The sequence below is a fragment of the Ruegeria sp. BG11 genome (genome assembly GCF_056538565.1).
Genome location: NZ_JBQFTH010000008.1, coordinates 129,436 through 146,712 on the forward strand (window position 1 = coordinate 129,436; position 17,277 = coordinate 146,712).

Annotated in this window: 18 protein-coding genes; 10 read left to right on the top strand and 8 right to left on the bottom strand. The window is 59.4% G+C overall.

Translation table 11 applies throughout. The features are described from left to right. Window positions 1-103: 103 nt before the first annotated feature. A complete protein-coding gene (locus tag ACR0JF_RS14365) occupies window positions 104-1,624 on the bottom strand; it encodes a DUF2125 domain-containing protein (protein WP_170661575.1) in 1,521 nt (506 codons plus the stop codon). A 139-nt stretch (window positions 1,625-1,763) separates the two neighbouring features. Here ACR0JF_RS14365 and ACR0JF_RS14370 point away from each other — a divergent pair, with 139 nt between their 5' ends. From ACR0JF_RS14370 to ACR0JF_RS14380, 3 genes are read left to right on the top strand one after another with little or no spacing between them, the layout of a single operon-like run. Next, window positions 1,764-2,507 (top strand): SDR family oxidoreductase, encoded by a 744-nt coding sequence (locus ACR0JF_RS14370; protein WP_170661574.1) that lies wholly within the window; start codon window positions 1,764-1,766, stop codon window positions 2,505-2,507. Next, a complete protein-coding gene (locus ACR0JF_RS14375) occupies window positions 2,504-3,112 on the top strand; it encodes an enoyl-CoA hydratase/isomerase family protein (protein WP_170661573.1) in 609 nt (202 codons plus the stop codon). Before ACR0JF_RS14370 ends, ACR0JF_RS14375 begins: the two co-directional genes overlap by 4 nt. Then, window positions 3,103-3,846 (top strand): VOC family protein, encoded by a 744-nt coding sequence (locus tag ACR0JF_RS14380; RefSeq protein WP_480669525.1) that lies wholly within the window; start codon window positions 3,103-3,105, stop codon window positions 3,844-3,846. Before ACR0JF_RS14375 ends, ACR0JF_RS14380 begins: the two co-directional genes overlap by 10 nt. A gap of 100 nt (window positions 3,847-3,946) precedes the next feature. Here the strand turns inward: ACR0JF_RS14380 and ACR0JF_RS14385 are convergent, their stop codons facing one another. After that, window positions 3,947-4,243, bottom strand: coding sequence for an HNH endonuclease (locus ACR0JF_RS14385; protein WP_170661572.1), 297 nt, complete (start codon window positions 4,241-4,243; stop codon window positions 3,947-3,949). A 46-nt stretch (window positions 4,244-4,289) separates the two neighbouring features. On the opposite strand from ACR0JF_RS14385, the gene ACR0JF_RS14390 reads away from it, so the two are divergent. Next, the gene (locus tag ACR0JF_RS14390; RefSeq protein ID WP_480669526.1) at window positions 4,290-5,468 is read left to right on the top strand and encodes a TIGR03862 family flavoprotein; all 1,179 of its coding nucleotides are present in this window, start codon (window positions 4,290-4,292) and stop codon (window positions 5,466-5,468) included. Here the strand turns inward: ACR0JF_RS14390 and holA are convergent. The 4 genes from holA to ACR0JF_RS14410 form a co-directional block, all read right to left on the bottom strand. Next, complete coding sequence (gene holA, locus ACR0JF_RS14395) at window positions 5,465-6,493, bottom strand: DNA polymerase III subunit delta (protein ID WP_170661570.1); 1,029 nt, start codon at window positions 6,491-6,493, stop codon at window positions 5,465-5,467. The two genes, ACR0JF_RS14390 and holA, sit on opposite strands and share 4 nt — an antisense overlap. After that, window positions 6,490-6,993, bottom strand: a complete 504-nt coding sequence (gene lptE, locus ACR0JF_RS14400) for an LPS assembly lipoprotein LptE (RefSeq protein WP_170661569.1) — start codon at window positions 6,991-6,993, stop codon at window positions 6,490-6,492. Before lptE ends, holA begins: the two co-directional genes overlap by 4 nt. Further along, window positions 6,980-9,532, bottom strand: coding sequence for a leucine--tRNA ligase (gene leuS / locus ACR0JF_RS14405; RefSeq protein ID WP_170661568.1), 2,553 nt, complete (start codon window positions 9,530-9,532; stop codon window positions 6,980-6,982). Before leuS ends, lptE begins: the two co-directional genes overlap by 14 nt. Window positions 9,533-9,605: 73 nt before the next feature. Next, entirely contained in the window at window positions 9,606-10,094 is a 489-nt protein-coding gene (locus tag ACR0JF_RS14410) for a DUF3576 domain-containing protein (protein ID WP_170661567.1), read from the bottom strand. Window positions 10,095-10,376: 282 nt separating this feature from the next. On the opposite strand from ACR0JF_RS14410, the gene ACR0JF_RS14415 reads away from it, so the two are divergent. Together ACR0JF_RS14415 and ACR0JF_RS14420 are read left to right on the top strand one after the other, a co-directional pair. Continuing rightward, window positions 10,377-11,432: a porin gene (locus ACR0JF_RS14415; RefSeq protein ID WP_170661566.1), complete on the top strand. Its 1,056-nt coding sequence runs from the start codon at window positions 10,377-10,379 to the stop codon at window positions 11,430-11,432. Between the two features lie 103 nt (window positions 11,433-11,535). Further along, window positions 11,536-12,195, top strand: a complete 660-nt coding sequence (locus tag ACR0JF_RS14420) for a YggS family pyridoxal phosphate-dependent enzyme (RefSeq protein ID WP_170661565.1) — start codon at window positions 11,536-11,538, stop codon at window positions 12,193-12,195. Here ACR0JF_RS14420 and ACR0JF_RS14425 read toward each other — a convergent pair. After that, window positions 12,179-12,679 (bottom strand): L,D-transpeptidase family protein, encoded by a 501-nt coding sequence (locus ACR0JF_RS14425; protein ID WP_170661564.1) that lies wholly within the window; start codon window positions 12,677-12,679, stop codon window positions 12,179-12,181. The two genes, ACR0JF_RS14420 and ACR0JF_RS14425, sit on opposite strands and share 17 nt — an antisense overlap. After that, window positions 12,676-13,770: a GTP cyclohydrolase II gene (ribA, locus tag ACR0JF_RS14430; protein WP_170661563.1), complete on the bottom strand. Its 1,095-nt coding sequence runs from the start codon at window positions 13,768-13,770 to the stop codon at window positions 12,676-12,678. The genes ACR0JF_RS14425 and ribA overlap by 4 nt, the downstream gene beginning before the upstream one ends. Before the next feature lie 162 nt (window positions 13,771-13,932). Here ribA and ACR0JF_RS14435 point away from each other — a divergent pair, with 162 nt between their 5' ends. From ACR0JF_RS14435 to trxA, 4 genes are all read left to right on the top strand, one after another. Next, on the top strand, window positions 13,933-14,619 hold the full coding sequence (locus tag ACR0JF_RS14435) for a response regulator transcription factor (protein ID WP_170375588.1): 687 nt from the start codon (window positions 13,933-13,935) through the stop codon (window positions 14,617-14,619). A 342-nt stretch (window positions 14,620-14,961) separates the two neighbouring features. Beyond that, window positions 14,962-15,351 (top strand): VOC family protein, encoded by a 390-nt coding sequence (locus ACR0JF_RS14440; RefSeq protein ID WP_170661562.1) that lies wholly within the window; start codon window positions 14,962-14,964, stop codon window positions 15,349-15,351. A gap of 125 nt (window positions 15,352-15,476) precedes the next feature. Next, the gene (locus ACR0JF_RS14445; protein WP_170661561.1) at window positions 15,477-16,265 is read left to right on the top strand and encodes an exodeoxyribonuclease III; all 789 of its coding nucleotides are present in this window, start codon (window positions 15,477-15,479) and stop codon (window positions 16,263-16,265) included. 76 nt (window positions 16,266-16,341) lie between these two features. Continuing rightward, on the top strand, window positions 16,342-17,259 hold the full coding sequence (gene trxA / locus ACR0JF_RS14450) for a thioredoxin (RefSeq protein ID WP_170661560.1): 918 nt from the start codon (window positions 16,342-16,344) through the stop codon (window positions 17,257-17,259). Window positions 17,260-17,277 lie beyond the last annotated feature (18 nt).

Sequence of the window (17,277 nt, forward strand, 5' to 3'; positions counted from 1 at the left end):
CTCCGGATGTGTTGCCAAGGACCTAGCCTTGCACCGCGCCTCTCGCAAGACCCTGACGGTATTGTGTGGGAGGGCCGATCACCTGCGGCCCTCCCGGATATCATCACTTAATGCGCTGACCATTGGCCTTAATCTGACCGTCTTCAGTGAATTCGATTGTCGAATTCAGTGTGTCGGGTTCATCGCCCGGAACGGCCATCATGCCCATCATCATCCGCGCACCCAAGGCGTCGTTGTCGGACATCAGGCCCATGCCGATCAGTTTGTCGATCAGCGCATTGGCCCCAACCAATTGCAGGTTCGCAACGCCAGTCGGAATGGGCATGCCGAATTCGTCGAGGTTCTCGTTGTCCAACGTGAAATCACCATCCCCGGTCAAACGCGCGCCTACCATCGAGACCAGCAATTCGTTGATTGTCAGCGAATGCAGCTCGGCAGGGACTTCCCCTTCTTCTTCAAGCGCAGCAGCCTGTTCCGGATCGAAGATGTTCAACAGAACTTTCGCGGTGCCGGTGGTGTCCAGCGCAATGGTGGCAGGATCGCGTGGCAGGTTGCCCGCGGGGTCGAAAATGCTCCAGAGGACATCAGACATGGTGAAATCGGTCAGGTTCAAGCCAAAGGCGAAGGGCGCGGCTTCCTCCGATTCCTGCACCGGGATGTCCAGGTTCAGACCCGCCTTCGCCATTGCGATCTCAATCGGGAAGGGCAGGTCGCCCGTGGTCACTGCCAGTTTCGCGTCATTCTGTTCAAGGTCATAGGCCACACGTTCGCCATCTACGCTGGCCTCAAGTCGGCCACCTTGCGACGAGCTTGCCATGGTGAATTGCTCACCTTCGCTAACGCCGCTGATGTCAGTCTTGCCCGAGCCATAGGCGACCATGCCGGAAAAGGCGAAGCCTGCGTCATACAGTGCCTGCGGGTCGGCCAGATCAAACCCAGTGGGCAGGACACTGTCGCCGCTGGATGTCAGGCCGTTCAGTACCCCATCAATCAACCCCGATTCCCCGGTTTCGGGGTCTTTGAAGCTGAACTTATAGGCCATTTGGTCGGCGTCGAGGGTCTGCGTGATTTCGCGATTGTCGCCGATCAGCATGCGCGATGTGCCAGCCATACCTGTAAATTCGATACCACCTTCCAGCGCATCTTCGGGAATTGGCTCGTCTCCGCCCTCGATCGAATCCAACACAATCCCGAGGGCTGCCGCCGTGTAGTCATAGGTCATGTCGGAAGGATCACCTGACACAACCATTTCCAGATCTGTCTGGCTGTAGGTCAGGTTTGCTGTGAACTTTTCATCTTCGACGCCGCCCGAAATGACCATCGGAAAGCTACCGGGGAAGCCGACGTTGACGGTGCCATCGCCGTTTTCGGTCAGTGTGACCTCGGGCATGGTCATCTGGAACTGGCCGTCCTCTTCAGGGAAGTCCATGGACAGGGTCATGTCGTTGATGGTCATGACATCGCCAGCGCTGCTGGGTTCACCCTCGACCGTGTAACCTACGGACCGGAAATACTCTTGCCAGTCGTTCCAGACGTCATTTGCAGTCAGGTCGGCATATGCACCTTGAGTTGCGACGGTACAAGCCAGAACGGCGCCACAGCTGCGGCGGATGAAAACAGACATAAGGTAACCCTTCTTGATCAATTTGCGCGCATGGTCGGGCTTGTGGCAGGCATCGTCAAGGGGGCAAGGGCTGGACCCTTTCCCCGTTTCCGCGTTACGCCTGTAGCCAAAGGTCAGCCCAAGACGTGAGGAGCGTTAAATGCAGGGAAAAACAGTACTCATAACAGGGGCCAGCCGTGGAATCGGCGCCGAGGCCGCGCGCGTGTTTGCCGCAGCGGGGGCGAAAGTCGCGCTGGTGGCCCGTAGTCATGATCAAATTGATACGCTTGCGGCTGCGTTGGGCGACAATGCGATGGCACTGGCTTGCGACGTCAGCGACTTCACGCAGGTCGAACAAGCGGTGGCCGATTGCGTCGCGCGTTTCGGCGGTTTGGACGTTCTGATTGGCAACGCGGGTGTCATCGAGCCGATCTTTCACCTGTCGAACGCTGATGTCAGCGCCTGGAGTCAGGCCATTGATATCAACCTGAAGGGTGTTTTCTACGGCATGCGTGCCGCTCTGCCGGTGATGCGGGCGGCGGGTGGAGGGACGGTTCTGACCGTTTCCTCAGGCGCTGCCTCGAACCCGGTTGAGGCGTGGAGCCACTATTGCGCCTCGAAAGCCGGGGCCAAGATGCTGACGGAATGTCTGCATCTGGAAGAGGCTCACAACGGCATCCGCGCCATGGGCTTGTCGCCGGGCACAGTGGCAACCGATATGCAGCGTGTCATCAAGGCCAGCGGCATCAACCCCGTCAGCCAGCTGGACTGGGATGTCCACATCCCGGCGGATTGGCCCGCACGGGCATTGCTGTGGATGTGTTCTTCGGACGCTGACGAATACTTGGGGGCTGAGATTTCCCTGCGCCAAGACGACATTCGCCAAAGGATCGGCCTGACGTGATTGAACTGACTAAGGAAGAAGGTTTGTGGACCGTCACGATCAACAATCCGGGCAAGGCCAACGCACTGACCGGCGCGATGCTGACCGAGTTGGCCGAAATTTCTGAGGCCGCAACCGAGGCGCGCGCCCTGATCCTGACCGGCGCGGGCAAGGTCTTCAGCGCCGGCGCTGATCTGGAGGAAGCCCGCGCGGGGCTTGCCACCTCGGATGTCTGGGAGCGGTTGTCAGGTGCAATCGCGGCGCTGCCCTGCCTGACCGTTGCGGCACTGAACGGAACGCTGGCGGGCGGTGCAAACGGCATGGCATTGGCTTGCGACCTGCGAATCGCTGTGCCTTCCGCCAAGTTCTTCTATCCGGTGATGAAGCTGGGCTTTCTGCCACAACCCTCCGACCCCAAGCGCATGGCCGCATTGATTGGTCCGGCGCGCACCAAGTTGATTCTGATGTCGGGCCAAAAGATCTCGGCTGAGGAGGCTTATGTGTTCGGTCTGGTGGATCGCGTTGTCTCGCCGGACGATCTGATGTCGACGGCGCGCGAGCTGGTGGCCGACAGCCTGGCGGCCAAACCAGAGATCGCAGCGGGGATTGCAGAGCTTTGTCGCTGAGATTGTCCGCAGTCAGGCTGCGCGTCGCTGATCCGGTTCGTCTGGCCGGATTCTATCGGGATGTTTTGGGTATGTCTGTGCAGGAAGTCGGCGAATCCCGGCGTGTAGGATACGCTGGCGAAGATGCTGATCTGCTGCTGTTACCGGGGGGTAGGGGGTATTCCCACGATCAGGGGCATCGCTATTGGAAGATTGGGATCACTCTGCCCGATGTCGATCTGGCCGCCGATACGCTTCGAGCCAAAGGCTATATTGTCAGCGAGCCACGTCAGTTCCTCGATATTGGGTATATGGCGCATCTCAGCGACCCTGAAGGCTTTGTGATCGAGCTTTTGCAGCACGATTTTGAAGGCAACCGCCCGGAAAATGCCGCCGACCCTGCGGTCCCGTTCGCCGGCGCGCGAGTGGGTCAGATCACCTTGCGCACTGGGGATATCTCCGTCGAGGATACGTTCTGTCGTGCTCAGGGTATGAAGCTTCTGTCGATGCAGGACGTAGCGGCCTATGGGTTTGACCTGCATTTCTATGCCTTCACGCAAGAGGCTCCGCCTGATCCTGACCTTTGGGCGGTCGAGAATCGCGAATGGCTCTGGAAACGCCCCTACACAACGCTGGAGTTCCAGCATGTGCAAGGCGCGCAATTCGCGCCTGTTCCCGACTATCAGGGGATCGAGGTCGAGGGTCTGCCCTCCGCACTTTCAGATGCGTTTGGCGATCCGGTTCTGCCAGGCTAAAGCGCTTCGCGTTTTACTTGAGGTGAGATCGTCGAAATGCGCGTTCGACCGCAGGGAGAGGCAGCGTATTTCGCTTCAAATCAAACGCAAAGCGATTTGATCAGCGCCCGCGTCGTTTGCCCGGAACTTTCGAACGGAAACCGGGCGGGCGTTTGCGCACCCAACTCAGGAATTTCTCAAGCCTTGGATGGGCGCGCAGGGCCTCGACCGTGTTGAAGCTGCGTGCCAGCTCGGCCTCGGACAGGGTGGCGTGGACCTCTTTGTGGCAGATCTGGTGCAGCAGAACGGTTGGTCCGCCCTTGCCTCCTTTGAGTTTTGGGATCAGATGATGCAGGCTGCCGCCGCCATCGGGAATGGGGCGGTCGCAAAGCGGGCAGATCGGATCACTGTTCGCCATGGTTGGGAATGATGCGCCTGCGGGCGGCGAAGGCAAGAGGGCGAGGATGGCGCAGGCAGTGGTGATCGGGGCAGGACCGGCCGGGTTGATGGCGGCCGAGCAGCTTGCCCTTGCCGGTCACTCGGTTCTGGTGGCCGAAGCCAAGCCTTCGGTCGCGCGCAAGTTCCTCATGGCGGGCAAGTCGGGTCTCAACCTAACCAAGGATGAGTCCCTTGAGACACTGATTCAATCTTATAATGAAGCCGCAGGCTGGCTTCGCCCGATGCTGGCTGAGTTCGACGCGCAGGCTGTGCAGTACTGGGCGCGCGACTTGGGGCAAGAGCTTTTCACCGGCTCAACAGGCCGTGTTTTTCCAACCGTTATGAAAGCCTCACCCTTGCTGCGTGCATGGCTGGCGCGTCTTTCGGATAGTGGTGTCGAGATCCGAACCCGCTGGCGCTGGACTGGGTGGGAGGGCGAAGCTCTGGTGTTTGATACCCCGGATGGTCCGCAACGGCTGCAGCCCGACGCAACCGTGCTTGCCATGGGCGGGGCCAGCTGGGCGCGGTTGGGCTCGGACGGGGCCTGGGCGCCATGGCTGGCAGAGAAAGGCGTGCAACTCGCACCGTTTGCACCCGCAAATGCTGGGCTTTTGATCGACTGGTCAGATCACATGACCGTGCATTTTGGCGCGCCGATCAAAGGGGTCGCGCTACAAGCCGGCACCCAGCGCACACGGGGCGAGGCGGTGATCTCGGCCCGCGGCTTGGAAGGCGGAGGCATCTACACCATCTGCAAGCCGGTGCGAGAGGGCGAGCCGCTGACGATTGACCTGATGCCTGACTTGTCGACCTCGGAAGTGGTCGCGCGCCTGGCAAAACCGCGCGGCAAGATGAGCTTGTCCAATCACCTGCGCAAAGCCCTGAAACTTGGACCGGTGCGAACCGCGATGCTGATGGAGTTCGCCCGCCCGCTTCCAACTGCGCCGGAAGACGTGGCCGCGTTGATCAAAGCCCTGCCAATACGCCATGCGGGATTGCGCCCGATGGATGAGGCGATCTCGACCGCTGGAGGCGTCAAACGCGCTGTTGTGAACGACGAATTGATGCTGACTGCGATGCCCGGAGTGTTCTGTACCGGTGAGATGTTGGATTGGGAGGCACCCACCGGCGGTTACCTTCTCACGGCCTGTCTGGCGACGGGGCGTTGGGCAGGAAGGTCGGTTGGGGATTGGCTGAGGCGCTAACGCGACCGGGCCAGCATCGCCAGCCGGATCATCGCGCGTTCGACCAAGGCCATCGCAGGGGCCGTTTGCCCGGCCGAGCGTAGCGACAGGTCGGTATCTGTCAGCACTGTCAGCGCCGTTTGCAACTTGGGCGCACCCCAACCTTGAGCCTGCCGCAAAATACGGTCGCGTCGTTTGCCATAGACGGGCGGGCGCAGCTTGCCGATGCCTTGCGCCGCACCGCCCGGATCAGATGCGCAGGCGTAAAGCGTGCGGAAATGGCGGGTCGCGCCGATACACAGCGTCACCCCGTTGGTGCCCTGCGCCTGCAGACGACGGATCAGCGGCCCGATCTCTCCGGCGCGGCCTTCGGCGACCACGTTCAATACATCATCCAGCGCGGCCTCGGTCGAGCGGGGCGCGCAGGCTTCGATATCTTCCAGGCCGAGTTCGCTCTCGTCGCCCCGTTTATAAAGCGACAGCTTCTCGACCGTTTGGGTGAAATCACCGGGGGTGAGGCTGACCGCCAACTCTCCCAGCGCCGACATCGCGTCGCGCGGGATGTTCTTCAAGCCGGCCTGCGTCAGAACCCGTTCGACTTCGGCCCGAGAGGGCGGATCGTCGTAAATGCCCACCGCGTAGGCCGCCGGGTGCGATTCGAAGGCCTTGCGGATTTTCGAGCTGGCTTTCAGCTGGCCTGCTGTCACTATGATCTGAGCATCGCCGGGAGTCCAATCCTCAAGCGCGGCGAGGATCGAGGGCGCGGCGGTATCGGTTGCTTCTTCCACGAACACCGCGCGCGGGCCGGGGAAAAAACCAACCGCTTTGACCGCATCCAGCAATAGCGCCGGGTCGCCGCGCAGATTGCTGCCAGGCATTCGGGTCAGACGCATCTCTTCTTCGGCATTTGCCCCAAGCAACGCGGTCAACACCTGTTGGCGCTTCAAAGCCACGCGCATGGTGTCGGCGCCGTAGATCAGCAACCCGGTTTTGTCCGCGTCCGGTCTGGCAAGATACCCGTCAGCCTCGCGCGGGCTCAACTTCATGAGGTCAGGCCCGGCGTCGCATAGAGGCGATTGACGATCTGGTCGGACAGAATCACCATCAGGCGCTCACGGGCGTCGCGCTCATCCGCAAGGGTGGAAACGGTCGAGCCTGCCGCGGAATAGCCCACGAAATCCGTAACTTCGCCCGAGGCCAGAATCTGCCCTGTTTCATTCGATTTCAGCGTGTATTCGGCGCGCCCGTCGATAGACAAGCGGTTGATTTCGTTGGTGGTCGTGATCGCAGCGGCCTGCACGGCGGTCTCAACACGGACATCCAGACGATAGGCATTGCCTGAGGTCGCGCTGCGCCCCAGCTTTTGTTCGAGGTTCTGAACCAGCAGGAAACTGTCGACCGTGTTTGGGGCCGATACCTCAACCTTGCCAAAGAGTTCCGAGCCCGCTCCGCCAGGCGCATAGATCGGTTCGAACCCGCAGGCGGCCCCAAGAAAACAGGCCGTCAGCGGGGCAAACAAAAAACTTCTGCGGTTAAACGACGACATTCACGATCCGGCCCGGGACAACAATCACCTTCTTCGGCGCGGCTCCCTCCAACGCCTTTTGCACAGCTTCGGTGCTGAGCGCGATTTTTTCAACCTCATCCTTGGGCATATCCTTGGGAACGCTGATTTCCGCGCGGCGTTTGCCGTTGATCTGGATCGGCAGGGTGATGGTGTTATCGACCAGCATCGCCTCATCCGCGACCGGCCAAGCAGCTATTGCCACAAGACCCTCACCACCCAGCAGTTGCCAGAGTTCCTCGGACAGGTGTGGGGTCATCGGCGACATCAACTGTGCCAAAGTCTTAGCGGCTTCGCGCTTGGCCTCGGTTCCCGCTTTCGACTTCGCCAGAGTATTGGTGAAGGCATAAAGCTTGGCAATCGAGGCGTTGAAGCCAAAGGATTCTACTCCCCCCGACACGTCATGGATCGCTTTGTGCATCTCGCGCAGCAGGGTTTCGTCTTCACTATTGGCCGGAACGTCCGACTCGGCGATTTCGGAGGCGATGCGATGGACACGGCTGAGGTGCTTGAACGCGGCCTCGGCACCGGAAGCTGTCCATTCCACGTCCCGCTCGGGTGGCGAATCGGACAGGACGAACCAACGAGCAGTATCTGCGCCAAAGGCCGAGATAATGCTTACCGGGTCCACAACGTTTTTCTTGGATTTCGACATTTTGGCCGAAGGGATGATCTCGACCTCGGTGCCATCGGCCAATTTGCCGTCGGTCACGTCCTCGGGCAGGTGATAGACCGTACGGCCATTGGTGTCGCGCGTCTGGTAGATCTCATGTGTGACCATGCCCTGAGTGAAGAGCGCATTGAACGGCTCAATGGCCTTTTGCGGCAGGTGGCCGGTGATCTGCATCGCCCGCGCGAAGAAGCGGGAATAGAGCAGGTGCAGAATCGCGTGCTCAATACCACCGATATACTGGTCGACATTCATCCAGTACTCGGCCTCAGCCAGATCGGTCGGGGTTTCCGCGCGTGGAGCGGTGAAACGGGCGTAGTACCAAGACGAATCGACAAACGTGTCCATCGTGTCGGTCTCACGTTTGGCCGGAGCGCCACAGGACGGGCAGGGCGTATCCCGCCAGCTGGGGTGCCGGTCGAGCGGATTTCCGGGGATCGAGAAGTCGATGGCTTTGCCGTTGCCATCATCATAGGGCAGCTCGATCGGCAGGTTCTCTTTCTTCTCGGGTACCGTGCCGCATTTTTCGCAGTGGACCACGGGAATCGGGCAGCCCCAGTAGCGCTGGCGGCTCAGACCCCAGTCGCGCAGGCGGAATTTGGTGACACCTTCGCCCCAACCCGCCTTTTCGGCAAAATCGACGGTGGCGTTGATGGCCTCTTCGCCGGTTGCCTCGGTCAGGCCCGCGAAATGGTTCACCCAGCGGACTTTCTCGGTTTTTGGCGGAACGAATGCGAGCTTGTCGACCGGAGACTCATCGTCCAGCGCAAAGAACGTATCGACCGCGGGCAGGCCGTATTTGCGACAGAAATCCAGATCGCGCTGGTCATGGGCCGGGCAGGCGAAGATCGCGCCGGTGCCGTAGTCCATCAGGATGAAGTTTGCGATCCAAACCGGCAGTTCCCAATTCGGATCCAGAGGGTGCTTGACCTTTATACCTGTGTCGTAGCCCAGTTTCTCGGCGGTCTCGATCGCTTCTTCGGTGGTGCCACCTTTGCGGCATTCAGCAACAAATTCAGCGACTTCAGGGTTTTCAGCCTCAAGCTGTTTGGCAATCGGGTGATCTGGCGAGATGCCGACAAATGACGCGCCCAACAGGGTGTCGGGGCGAGTCGTGTAGACGGTGATCGGCTCACCTCCATCGGTTCGTTCAAAGCCAAATTGCAGACCACGCGATTTGCCAATCCAGTTCTCCTGCATCAGGCGGACTTTGGCGGGCCAGTTTTCAAGCGTGTCCAGGGCCTTCAGCAGCTCCTCGGAGTAGTCCGAGATCTTGAAGAACCATTGCGTCAGCTCGCGCCGTTCCACCAGAGCGCCCGAGCGCCAGCCGCGCCCGTTTTCGACCTGCTCGTTGGCCAGAACGGTCATATCGACCGGATCCCAGTTCACCACGGCGTTCTTACGGTAAACCAGCCCGGCCTCGAGCATATCGAGGAACAGCGCCTGCTGCTGGCCATAATATTCCGGGTCACAGGTGGCGAATTCGCGCGACCAGTCGATCGACAGGCCCAGAGGTTTCATCTGCCCGCGCATGTCGGCGATATTACCATAGGTCCAGTCTTTGGGGTGGCCGCCGATCGCCATCGCGGCGTTCTCGGCCGGCATGCCGAACGCGTCCCACCCCATCGGGTGCAAGACGTTGTGGCCGGTCGCCAGCTTGTGCCGCGCGATCACGTCACCCATCGTGTAGTTGCGCACGTGACCCATGTGGATTCGGCCAGACGGGTAGGGGAACATCTCAAGCACGTAGTATTTCGGCTTGTCCGCCTTGTGGTCGGCGGTGAAGATTCCGGCCTTGTCCCAGGCCTCTTGCCATTTTGCTTCGATTTCACTGGCCGAGTAGCGCGACATCATGCGGTCCTTCGTAACTGAAAACGCCGGGTAGGAACCCGGCGTGGTCTTTAGAGCGATTTTGATCGGGTTGCTAGAACTTGTTGTCTGCAATCCTTAGTTGTCGTGCGCGCGAGAGGATGGCGTCTTCAACCGCGCGGGTCGTAGCAGCGCTGACCGGAGACCCTCCGCTGGACTGCAAGGCAACAGACAATGACCGTGCGGCCAGCGCGGGGTCGCTGATGTGAACAGTGGCCCGATATTGCCGCCCTCCGCCCGGAGGCGTGCCGTAACCCGTTACGATCACGCCAGTAAACGGATCGACCTCTTGCACGGGCAGGAAATTCAATACGTCCAGAGACGCGGCCCAAAGGTAGCGATTCACATTGGTGGTTTGCTCTGCATTGTTGGGTCCGAAGACGTCCCAGATCGTGGATCGGTTGGGATCGTTCAGCTCTCGTTCTTCGGTGCGTGTGCTTTCCGTATTCAGCAAATCGGGATTCGGCGCAGCACCCCGATTCTGCCCACATGCCGACACGGCTGCGGTCAGCATGATCAAACCCAAAGTCGTCGGCAAGCGCATGGTCGGTTGGTCCTGTTTCGCTGTATTTGCGTTCTTTGGATGTTACTCCTAGCCAAGGACCCTTTGCGCAACAAGCCTATTCTTATCAAATCCCACTATATCCAAGTTACAGGACGGTGATCAGGACTGTGGCATCCTTGCACCAATCCAACTTCAATGCAGTCCCGGCATTTAGCCCAACCTTGCACAAAGGGGGGGAAAAGAGCGAAACGATGTCCGTGCTGAGACATATGCTTTGCATGTGTCGAGTAGATAAAACTTTTTGAAACCGAGGGAAACAAGATGAAAAAAGTTCTCTTCGCAACGACGGCGCTGGTAGCGACCGCAGGCGTTGCAGCAGCTGAAGTTAACTTCAGCGGTTACGGCCGTTTTGGTCTGGGTTACGTTGAAGATCGTAGCCGCACCGTGACCGCCACCGGTCCTGGTGCCGATGGCCTGAACGGCACTGCTGACGACGTGAGCGCATCCGGTTCCATCGAATCTGATGACGTAATCCTGGTATCGCGCTTCCGCCTGAACATTGACGGCATTGCAGAAACTGATGGCGGCGTTCGCTTCGAAGGTCGTGTTCGTGTACAGGCTGACGACGATGGCCAAGGTGAAGCTGGTACAGCTCAGCTGAACGGCGCACGTTACTCGGTCATCTTCGGTGGTCTGCGTGTTGACGCTGGCAACATCGCCGGCTCGTTCGACAACCTCGCAAACTACTACGGCTACGAAGTAGGTCTGGAAACATTCCTGGGTCAGTACTCGGGTGTTGACTATAGCTTCGCAACCTACAGCTCGGGTGGCGCAGGCGTAAACGGCGTCTTCTTCCAGTACGCTGTTGGTGACTTCGCATTCGGCGCGTCGTACGACCAAGCTGCATCCATCACCTCGACTGGTGCTGCAGGTGATCCAGCCCTCGTTGTGACCGAAACCGATGCAGACCGTTGGGACATCAGCGCGACCTACACCTTCAACAACATCACTGCCGCTCTGGCCTACGGTCAGACCGACGGTGGTACGGGCGACGACCCAAGCCTGACAGTTCTTACCCTGGGTGGTGAATTCGGCGACCTGGCAGGTACCCTGTTTGTTGCAGACGATAACACCGAAGTAGACGCAACAGACGGCACTGCATACGGCCTGTCGTTGGCCTACAACGTTGGCGCTGCGACCACCATCCAGTTCGTCTACGGTGACGGTTCGGCTGATGGCGATACCCGCAACGTTGGTATCGGCGCTCACTACGACCTGGGTGGCGGTGTATCGCTGCGCGGTGGTATCGGCCAGATCAAAGAAGGTGACGCAGACAGCTTTGTCCGCGCCGACTTTGGTGCCCAGTTCAACTTCTAAGTTGATCTAAACCAAACGGTTCTAGGGCGGGTCTTCGGACCCGCCCTTTTCTTTTGCGCCGACATGGTGTTTGTCTCGCTGCAAACCAGATTTGAGGATCATCATGTCGCTGTCAGAGATTTCCGCCCGTATCGCAAAAGCCGAAGCCAAAGCAGGGCGGGCTGCCGGGTCGGTGAAGCTGATCGCCGTATCCAAGGTACAGCCAAATGAGCGTGTGCAGGATGTGCTGGAACAGGGTCATCGGTGCTTTGGCGAGAACCGCGTGCAGGAGGCAGCCGGAAAGTGGCCCGCGTTCAAGGAGCAATTCGCCGGCATTGATCTACACTTGATCGGCCCGCTGCAAACAAACAAAGCCCGTCAGGCGATGGAGCTTTGCGATGCCATCCACTCGGTCGATCGCCCGAAACTGGCCAATACTCTGGCACGGTTGGCGCAGGAGCTTGGGTCCTGTCCGGACCTCTTCATTCAGGTCAATACGGGGGAAGAGGAACAGAAGGCCGGTATCCTTCCTGCAGATGCGGACGGGTTCATTGCAGAATGCCGGGCGCTGGACCTGCCCATACGCGGTCTGATGTGCATCCCGCCGGTCGAGGAAGAACCCGCGCTGCATTTTGCCTTGCTGGCGAAGATTGCTGCCCGCAATGACCTCGAGGGTCTTTCAATGGGCATGAGCGGCGATTTCGAACAGGCGATTGCGCTTGGGGCCACCCATGTGCGTGTCGGATCGGCCATCTTTGGCGAACGGGTCAGACCTCAGGAATGATCAGGCGGGTGCCGGACGTGATCCGCTCGGCTATCCAGCGTAGATGATCGCGGCGAAAGGCGACGCAACCCTCTGTCGGATAACCCAGTCTCCGCCACTGGTGCAGGAAGATGGCAGAGCCTTTGTCCGGCACCGCATTCGGCCAGTTCCAATCGGTCAGCAGCACCAGATCATAGAGAGGGTCCGCGCGGCGTAGCCGTTCATGGCTGAACGGATAGGGGGCAGTGACCAGTTGGTTGTAGCGGCTGTCTTTGGAATCGTCTGACCAAAGGTCTTGCGGGCCGATCGGAATCGCCCATGACGTGGGGGCCGAGATCCGATCCGCGCGGTAGAGCATTCCGACAATGCGATGAACACCGACCGGCGTAGCGCCATCGCCTTCGCGTTTGGCAGTACTTCGCCCGCCTTTCCCGATCGAGCAGGGAAAGGACCGTCCCCGGAACCGAATACCACGTGGGGTCAGCACCAAATCTGCGGGTGTCACAGCAAATGCCCGGATTTCGCAGCCTTGGTCTCAAGATATCCGCGGTTATGGGCGGTCTCCCCGACTTTCAGCGGAACCCGTTCGGCGACGGCGATCCCTGTCCGCTCCATCATGGCGATCTTCGCAGGGTTGTTGGTCAGCAACCGGACAGAGCTGAAGCCCAGCGATTTCAGAATATCCGACCCGAGGCGGAAGTCGCGCTCATCATCTTCAAACCCAAGGCGGTGGTTGGCTTCGACCGTGTCAAAGCCCTGATCCTGCAGGAAGTAAGCGCGCATCTTGTTGGCCAGTCCGATTCCGCGCCCTTCCTGATTTAGATAGAGCAACACGCCAGCGCCCTCGGCACCCATCTGAGCCAGTGCGCCGCGCAGCTGAGGGCCGCAATCGCATTTCAGACTGCCCATGATGTCGCCGGTAAAACAGGCCGAATGAAGCCGAGCCAAGACGGGCTTGCTGCGATCCGGTCGCCCGACCTCGACCGCGTAATGCTCTTCCCCGCCGTCTTCAGGGCGGAAAACGTGCAACCGACCGGCCTCGGACACCTCCATCGGCAAGCGCGCGGCGACAACCGGGTGCAGGGCGCTGCGATCTGCCAGATGCGGCGCGGCCCGGGAGTGATCTATGCAAGTCAACCCGTGGGTTGCCACGAAATTGCGGCCGTCTTCGACCGGCAGCACCACGGCGGCCGGCAGCAATCGGGCGGATTTGGCCAGAGCGATTGCAATGCGGTGCAGGTTGGCATTGCCCTGCCTTTCGGTCATCAGCGGGCCTTTCATCGGCGCATTCAGATCGTCCGATGGATCCGCCACCGCCTGAACCCATGCCATGTCTGCATCTGCCGGGATCAACACCCGCGCCAGATCGCCATCGTAAGCGCGTGCTTTCAGCGTTTCCGCCCGTCGCCCGGTGATGGCCACCACAGGTGCCCCACCCAAACTGCGAAGATCGGCCAGTCGTTGGGGCGTGATCGTCTCAGCCGAGATGGCCAGAACGCTGCCGCCATTGTCATCCACCAGCACGATTGGCACGCCCATCCGCAGGTCAGCCCGCGCGCGCGCCAGCAATTCGGTGATATCGGGGATGAGACTCATCTATGTTACCCTATAACGTTCGACCCTTTTCCTAGCGCTTTCGGCTGGAATTGTGAAACATTTCCGCTGCGTCTGACACGAAGGCGTGAGACGGTTGCAGTAAATCTTGTTGATTGCATATTCCACACGCAAGTGATGGGAAAGGCTTTGGAGGACCCAAGAATGGCTCAGCTCAAGAAAATCCTATTGGTGGATGATGACGAGGACCTGCGCGAGGCGCTCAGCGAGCAACTTGTGATGACCGAGGATTTCGACGTGTTCGAAGCCTCTGACGGAGCGTCCGCAATGGAGCGCGCGCGCGAAGCGATCTATGACCTCGTGATTCTGGATGTGGGTCTTCCCGACACGGACGGTCGAGAGCTGTGCCGCCTGATGCGTAAGCAGGGTGTCAAAAGCCCGATCCTGATGCTGACCGGCCATGACAGTGACGCGGACACGATCCTGGGTCTGGATGCCGGTGCCAATGACTATGTCCCCAAGCCCTTCAAATTCCCGGTTTTGCTGGCCCGCATCCGCGCGCAGTTGCGTCAGCATGAACAGTCCGAAGACGCCGTATTTGTGCTTGGCCCCTACACGTTCAAGCCTGCAATGAAGATGCTGATCACCGAGGAAGACCGGAAAATCCGTCTGACCGAGAAGGAAACCAACATCCTCAAGTTCCTCTACCGCTCGACCGATGGTGTGGTGGCGCGCGACGTCCTGCTACATGAGGTCTGGGGCTATAACGCGGGTGTGACGACTCACACGCTTGAGACGCACATCTACCGCCTGCGTCAGAAAATCGAGCCTGATCCGTCAAATGCTCGCCTTTTGGTCACAGAGTCAGGTGGATATCGACTGGTATCTTGATCCGAGGTGGATTGATTTGGATCAAAGTGATACCCTGAAGTCATAATTAGGTTACTCCCAACCCGTGCATGTCCGGGTAATGACATGTACCTCCCTGTTGGACTGCCGGGCCAGATGGCCCGGCTTTTTTCGTTGAGCGCCTTCGCAACCGCTCATTCTTGGGTTGCGGGCCGCTTGTCACTACACGCTCAGAAAAAGCTTGGTTTACTCGGCAAGATTCGTGTTACGAACCGGTGCCTGAGGCATAGGTCCTTTCGCGGTCTACGCACTTCGGGGGTTGCGTTACGGTCGACAGGATGGCATTTGTTCTCTGTATGTTCCATCTATTTCGCGAGATATATTATGTCCCTAAATTACGTGATGATCGGTTCAAACGATGTAGCAAAGGCGAGGGATTACTTCGATGCCGTCCTGCCTCTGATTGGTGGAATGGTGGTCATGGAATTCATGCCCCATGGATTTTGCTATGGTCTGCGCGGTGGTGGACGGATTTGGGTCGCGCCGCCGTTCAACAAGGAAACAGCAACGCCGGGCAATGGGAATATGGTCGGTTTGCTTTGTGAAAGTGAAGAAGAAGTGCAGGCAGCCCATGCGGCGGCTCTCTCTGCTGGCGGGACCAACGAAGGGGAGCCGGGATCACGCCCGCAATATGGCCCTGACTTCTATGGAGCTTACGTCCGGGATCTTGATGGCAACAAAATGAGTTTCGTCTATTTCGGCGATGCGGACTGATCGCAGCAAAAGCTTGTGTCGCCCGCATAGCAGTCATTGACGAACCCTAGCCGTTTGTGGCCTGTTCTCGTGGCGCCCAACGCCGTGCCACGCCAAGCCCGACTTCGACAGAGGATTCCCCTACTATGCCCTTCACCCTTGCCACCTGGAACATCAACTCGGTCCGCCTGCGCGAGCCTATCGTGCTGAAATTGCTGCAGGAAGAGGCTCCGGATGTGCTGTGTTTGCAGGAATGCAAGTCTCCGGTTGAAAAGATTCCGACCGAAGGATTTGCGGAGCTGGGATACACCCACATGGTGGCTCGTGGGCAGAAGGGGTACAACGGTGTCGCCATCCTGTCGCGCATCCCGATGGAGGAGGTAGGCGAAAAGGATTTCGCCAGTCTCGGCCATGCCCGCCACATCGCCGCGCGGTTGGAAAATGGCGTCACCATCCAAAACTTCTATGTCCCTGCAGGCGGGGATGTGCCGGATCGGGCGGTGAATGAGAAGTTCGGGCAAAAGCTCGACTACCTCACCGATATGCGCGACTGGTTCCATGCGGAAAAGCCTGAAAAATCCATTCTGGTTGGTGATCTGAACATCGCCCCGCGCGAGGACGATGTGTGGTCGCACAAACAACTGCTCAAGGTCGTCTCGCACACGCCGATTGAGGTTGAAGCGCTGGCCGAAACACAGGATGCGTGCGGTTGGGTGGATATCACCCGGCAAGACATCCCTGAAGGGCAACTTTACAGCTGGTGGTCCTACCGGGCGCGCGATTGGGATGCAGCTGACAAGGGGCGGCGGCTGGATCATGTCTGGGCCACGCCGGATATCTCGAACGCGGGGCATTCAAGCCGGGTCCTGCGGGACGCGCGCGGATGGGAAAAACCAAGCGACCACGCCCCGGTTTTCGCCAGTTTCGACCTTTAGACTTGCAACTCGGCTCTTGGTTTCTGCAGCAAGGGACTGCATATAGGGCGCACGTTTGAACCGGAGAGTGAATGCCATGGACCTTCTGAGCGGCACGGAAAGCACCTCAGCCACCGATCTGATCAAGGACAGCAGCGAAGCCACCTTTATGGAGGATGTTGTCGAGGCGTCGCAGGAAATTCCGGTGATCGTGGATTTCTGGGCCCCTTGGTGTGGGCCGTGCAAGACGCTTGGGCCCGCGCTTGAAGAGGCGGTGACCGCGGCCAAAGGCGCGGTCAAGATGGTCAAAATTAACGTAGATGAGGCGCAAATGATCGCGTCTCAGATGCGCATTCAGTCGATTCCGACCGTCTATGCATTCTTCAAGGGTCAGCCGGTGGACGGCTTTCAAGGCGCTTTGCCGGGTTCCGAGATCAAGGCCTTTATCGACCGCGTGATCGAGGCGACCGGTGGCGAAAGCCCCGGTGGTCAACTGGAGGATGCCGTACAAGCAGCCGAGGAAATGCTGGCAGAAGGCGCAGCCGTGGATGCGGCGCAGACCTTTGCCGCGATTCTGGGCGAAGACCCCAACCATGCCGCTGCCTATGGTGGTCTGGTGCGGGCGCATATTGCCTCGGGCGATCTGGAACAGGCCGAGGCGATCCTGAACGGTGCGCCTGCCGAGATATCCAACGCTCCGGAACTCGAAGCCGCTCATGCCCAATTGGAGCTGGCCAAGCAAGCGGCGGATGCGGGCCCGGTGGCCGAGTTGACCGCAGCCGTTGAGGCCGATCCCGACAATCATCAGGCTCGGTTCGATCTGGCGCAGGCCCTGCACGCAAATGGCGATGTGGAAGCGGCCGTGACACAGCTGTTGGAGCTGTTCCGCCGCGATCGTGAGTGGAACGAGGGTGCTGCCAAAACGCAGCTGTTCACGATCTTCGACGCGCTCAAGCCAAACGATCCGATTGTTCTGAACGGGCGGCGCAAACTCAGCTCGATGATATTTGCCTAATTTCGGATCAGAGCTAGA

Bases quoted from the DNA above. Each gene is read 5' to 3' on its own strand.
- lptE (WP_170661569.1), bottom strand. From the start codon at position 6,993: ATGTCGTCGTTTAACCGCAGAAGTTTTTTGTTTGCCCCGCTGACGGCC.
- trxA (WP_170661560.1), top strand. From the start codon at position 16,342: ATGGACCTTCTGAGCGGCACGGAAAGCACCTCAGCCACCGATCTGATC.
- ACR0JF_RS14415 (WP_170661566.1), top strand. From the start codon at position 10,377: ATGAAAAAAGTTCTCTTCGCAACGACGGCGCTGGTAGCGACCGCAGGC.
- ACR0JF_RS14365 (WP_170661575.1), bottom strand. From the start codon at position 1,624: ATGTCTGTTTTCATCCGCCGCAGCTGTGGCGCCGTTCTGGCTTGTACC.
- ACR0JF_RS14420 (WP_170661565.1), top strand. From the start codon at position 11,536: ATGTCGCTGTCAGAGATTTCCGCCCGTATCGCAAAAGCCGAAGCCAAA.
- ACR0JF_RS14370 (WP_170661574.1), top strand. From the start codon at position 1,764: ATGCAGGGAAAAACAGTACTCATAACAGGGGCCAGCCGTGGAATCGGC.
- holA (WP_170661570.1), bottom strand. From the start codon at position 6,493: ATGAAGTTGAGCCCGCGCGAGGCTGACGGGTATCTTGCCAGACCGGAC.
- ACR0JF_RS14410 (WP_170661567.1), bottom strand. From the start codon at position 10,094: ATGCGCTTGCCGACGACTTTGGGTTTGATCATGCTGACCGCAGCCGTG.
- ACR0JF_RS14390 (WP_480669526.1), top strand. From the start codon at position 4,290: ATGGCGCAGGCAGTGGTGATCGGGGCAGGACCGGCCGGGTTGATGGCG.
- ACR0JF_RS14440 (WP_170661562.1), top strand. From the start codon at position 14,962: ATGTCCCTAAATTACGTGATGATCGGTTCAAACGATGTAGCAAAGGCG.
- leuS (WP_170661568.1), bottom strand. From the start codon at position 9,532: ATGTCGCGCTACTCGGCCAGTGAAATCGAAGCAAAATGGCAAGAGGCC.
- ribA (WP_170661563.1), bottom strand. From the start codon at position 13,770: ATGAGTCTCATCCCCGATATCACCGAATTGCTGGCGCGCGCGCGGGCT.
- ACR0JF_RS14385 (WP_170661572.1), bottom strand. From the start codon at position 4,243: ATGGCGAACAGTGATCCGATCTGCCCGCTTTGCGACCGCCCCATTCCC.
- ACR0JF_RS14435 (WP_170375588.1), top strand. From the start codon at position 13,933: ATGGCTCAGCTCAAGAAAATCCTATTGGTGGATGATGACGAGGACCTG.
- ACR0JF_RS14445 (WP_170661561.1), top strand. From the start codon at position 15,477: ATGCCCTTCACCCTTGCCACCTGGAACATCAACTCGGTCCGCCTGCGC.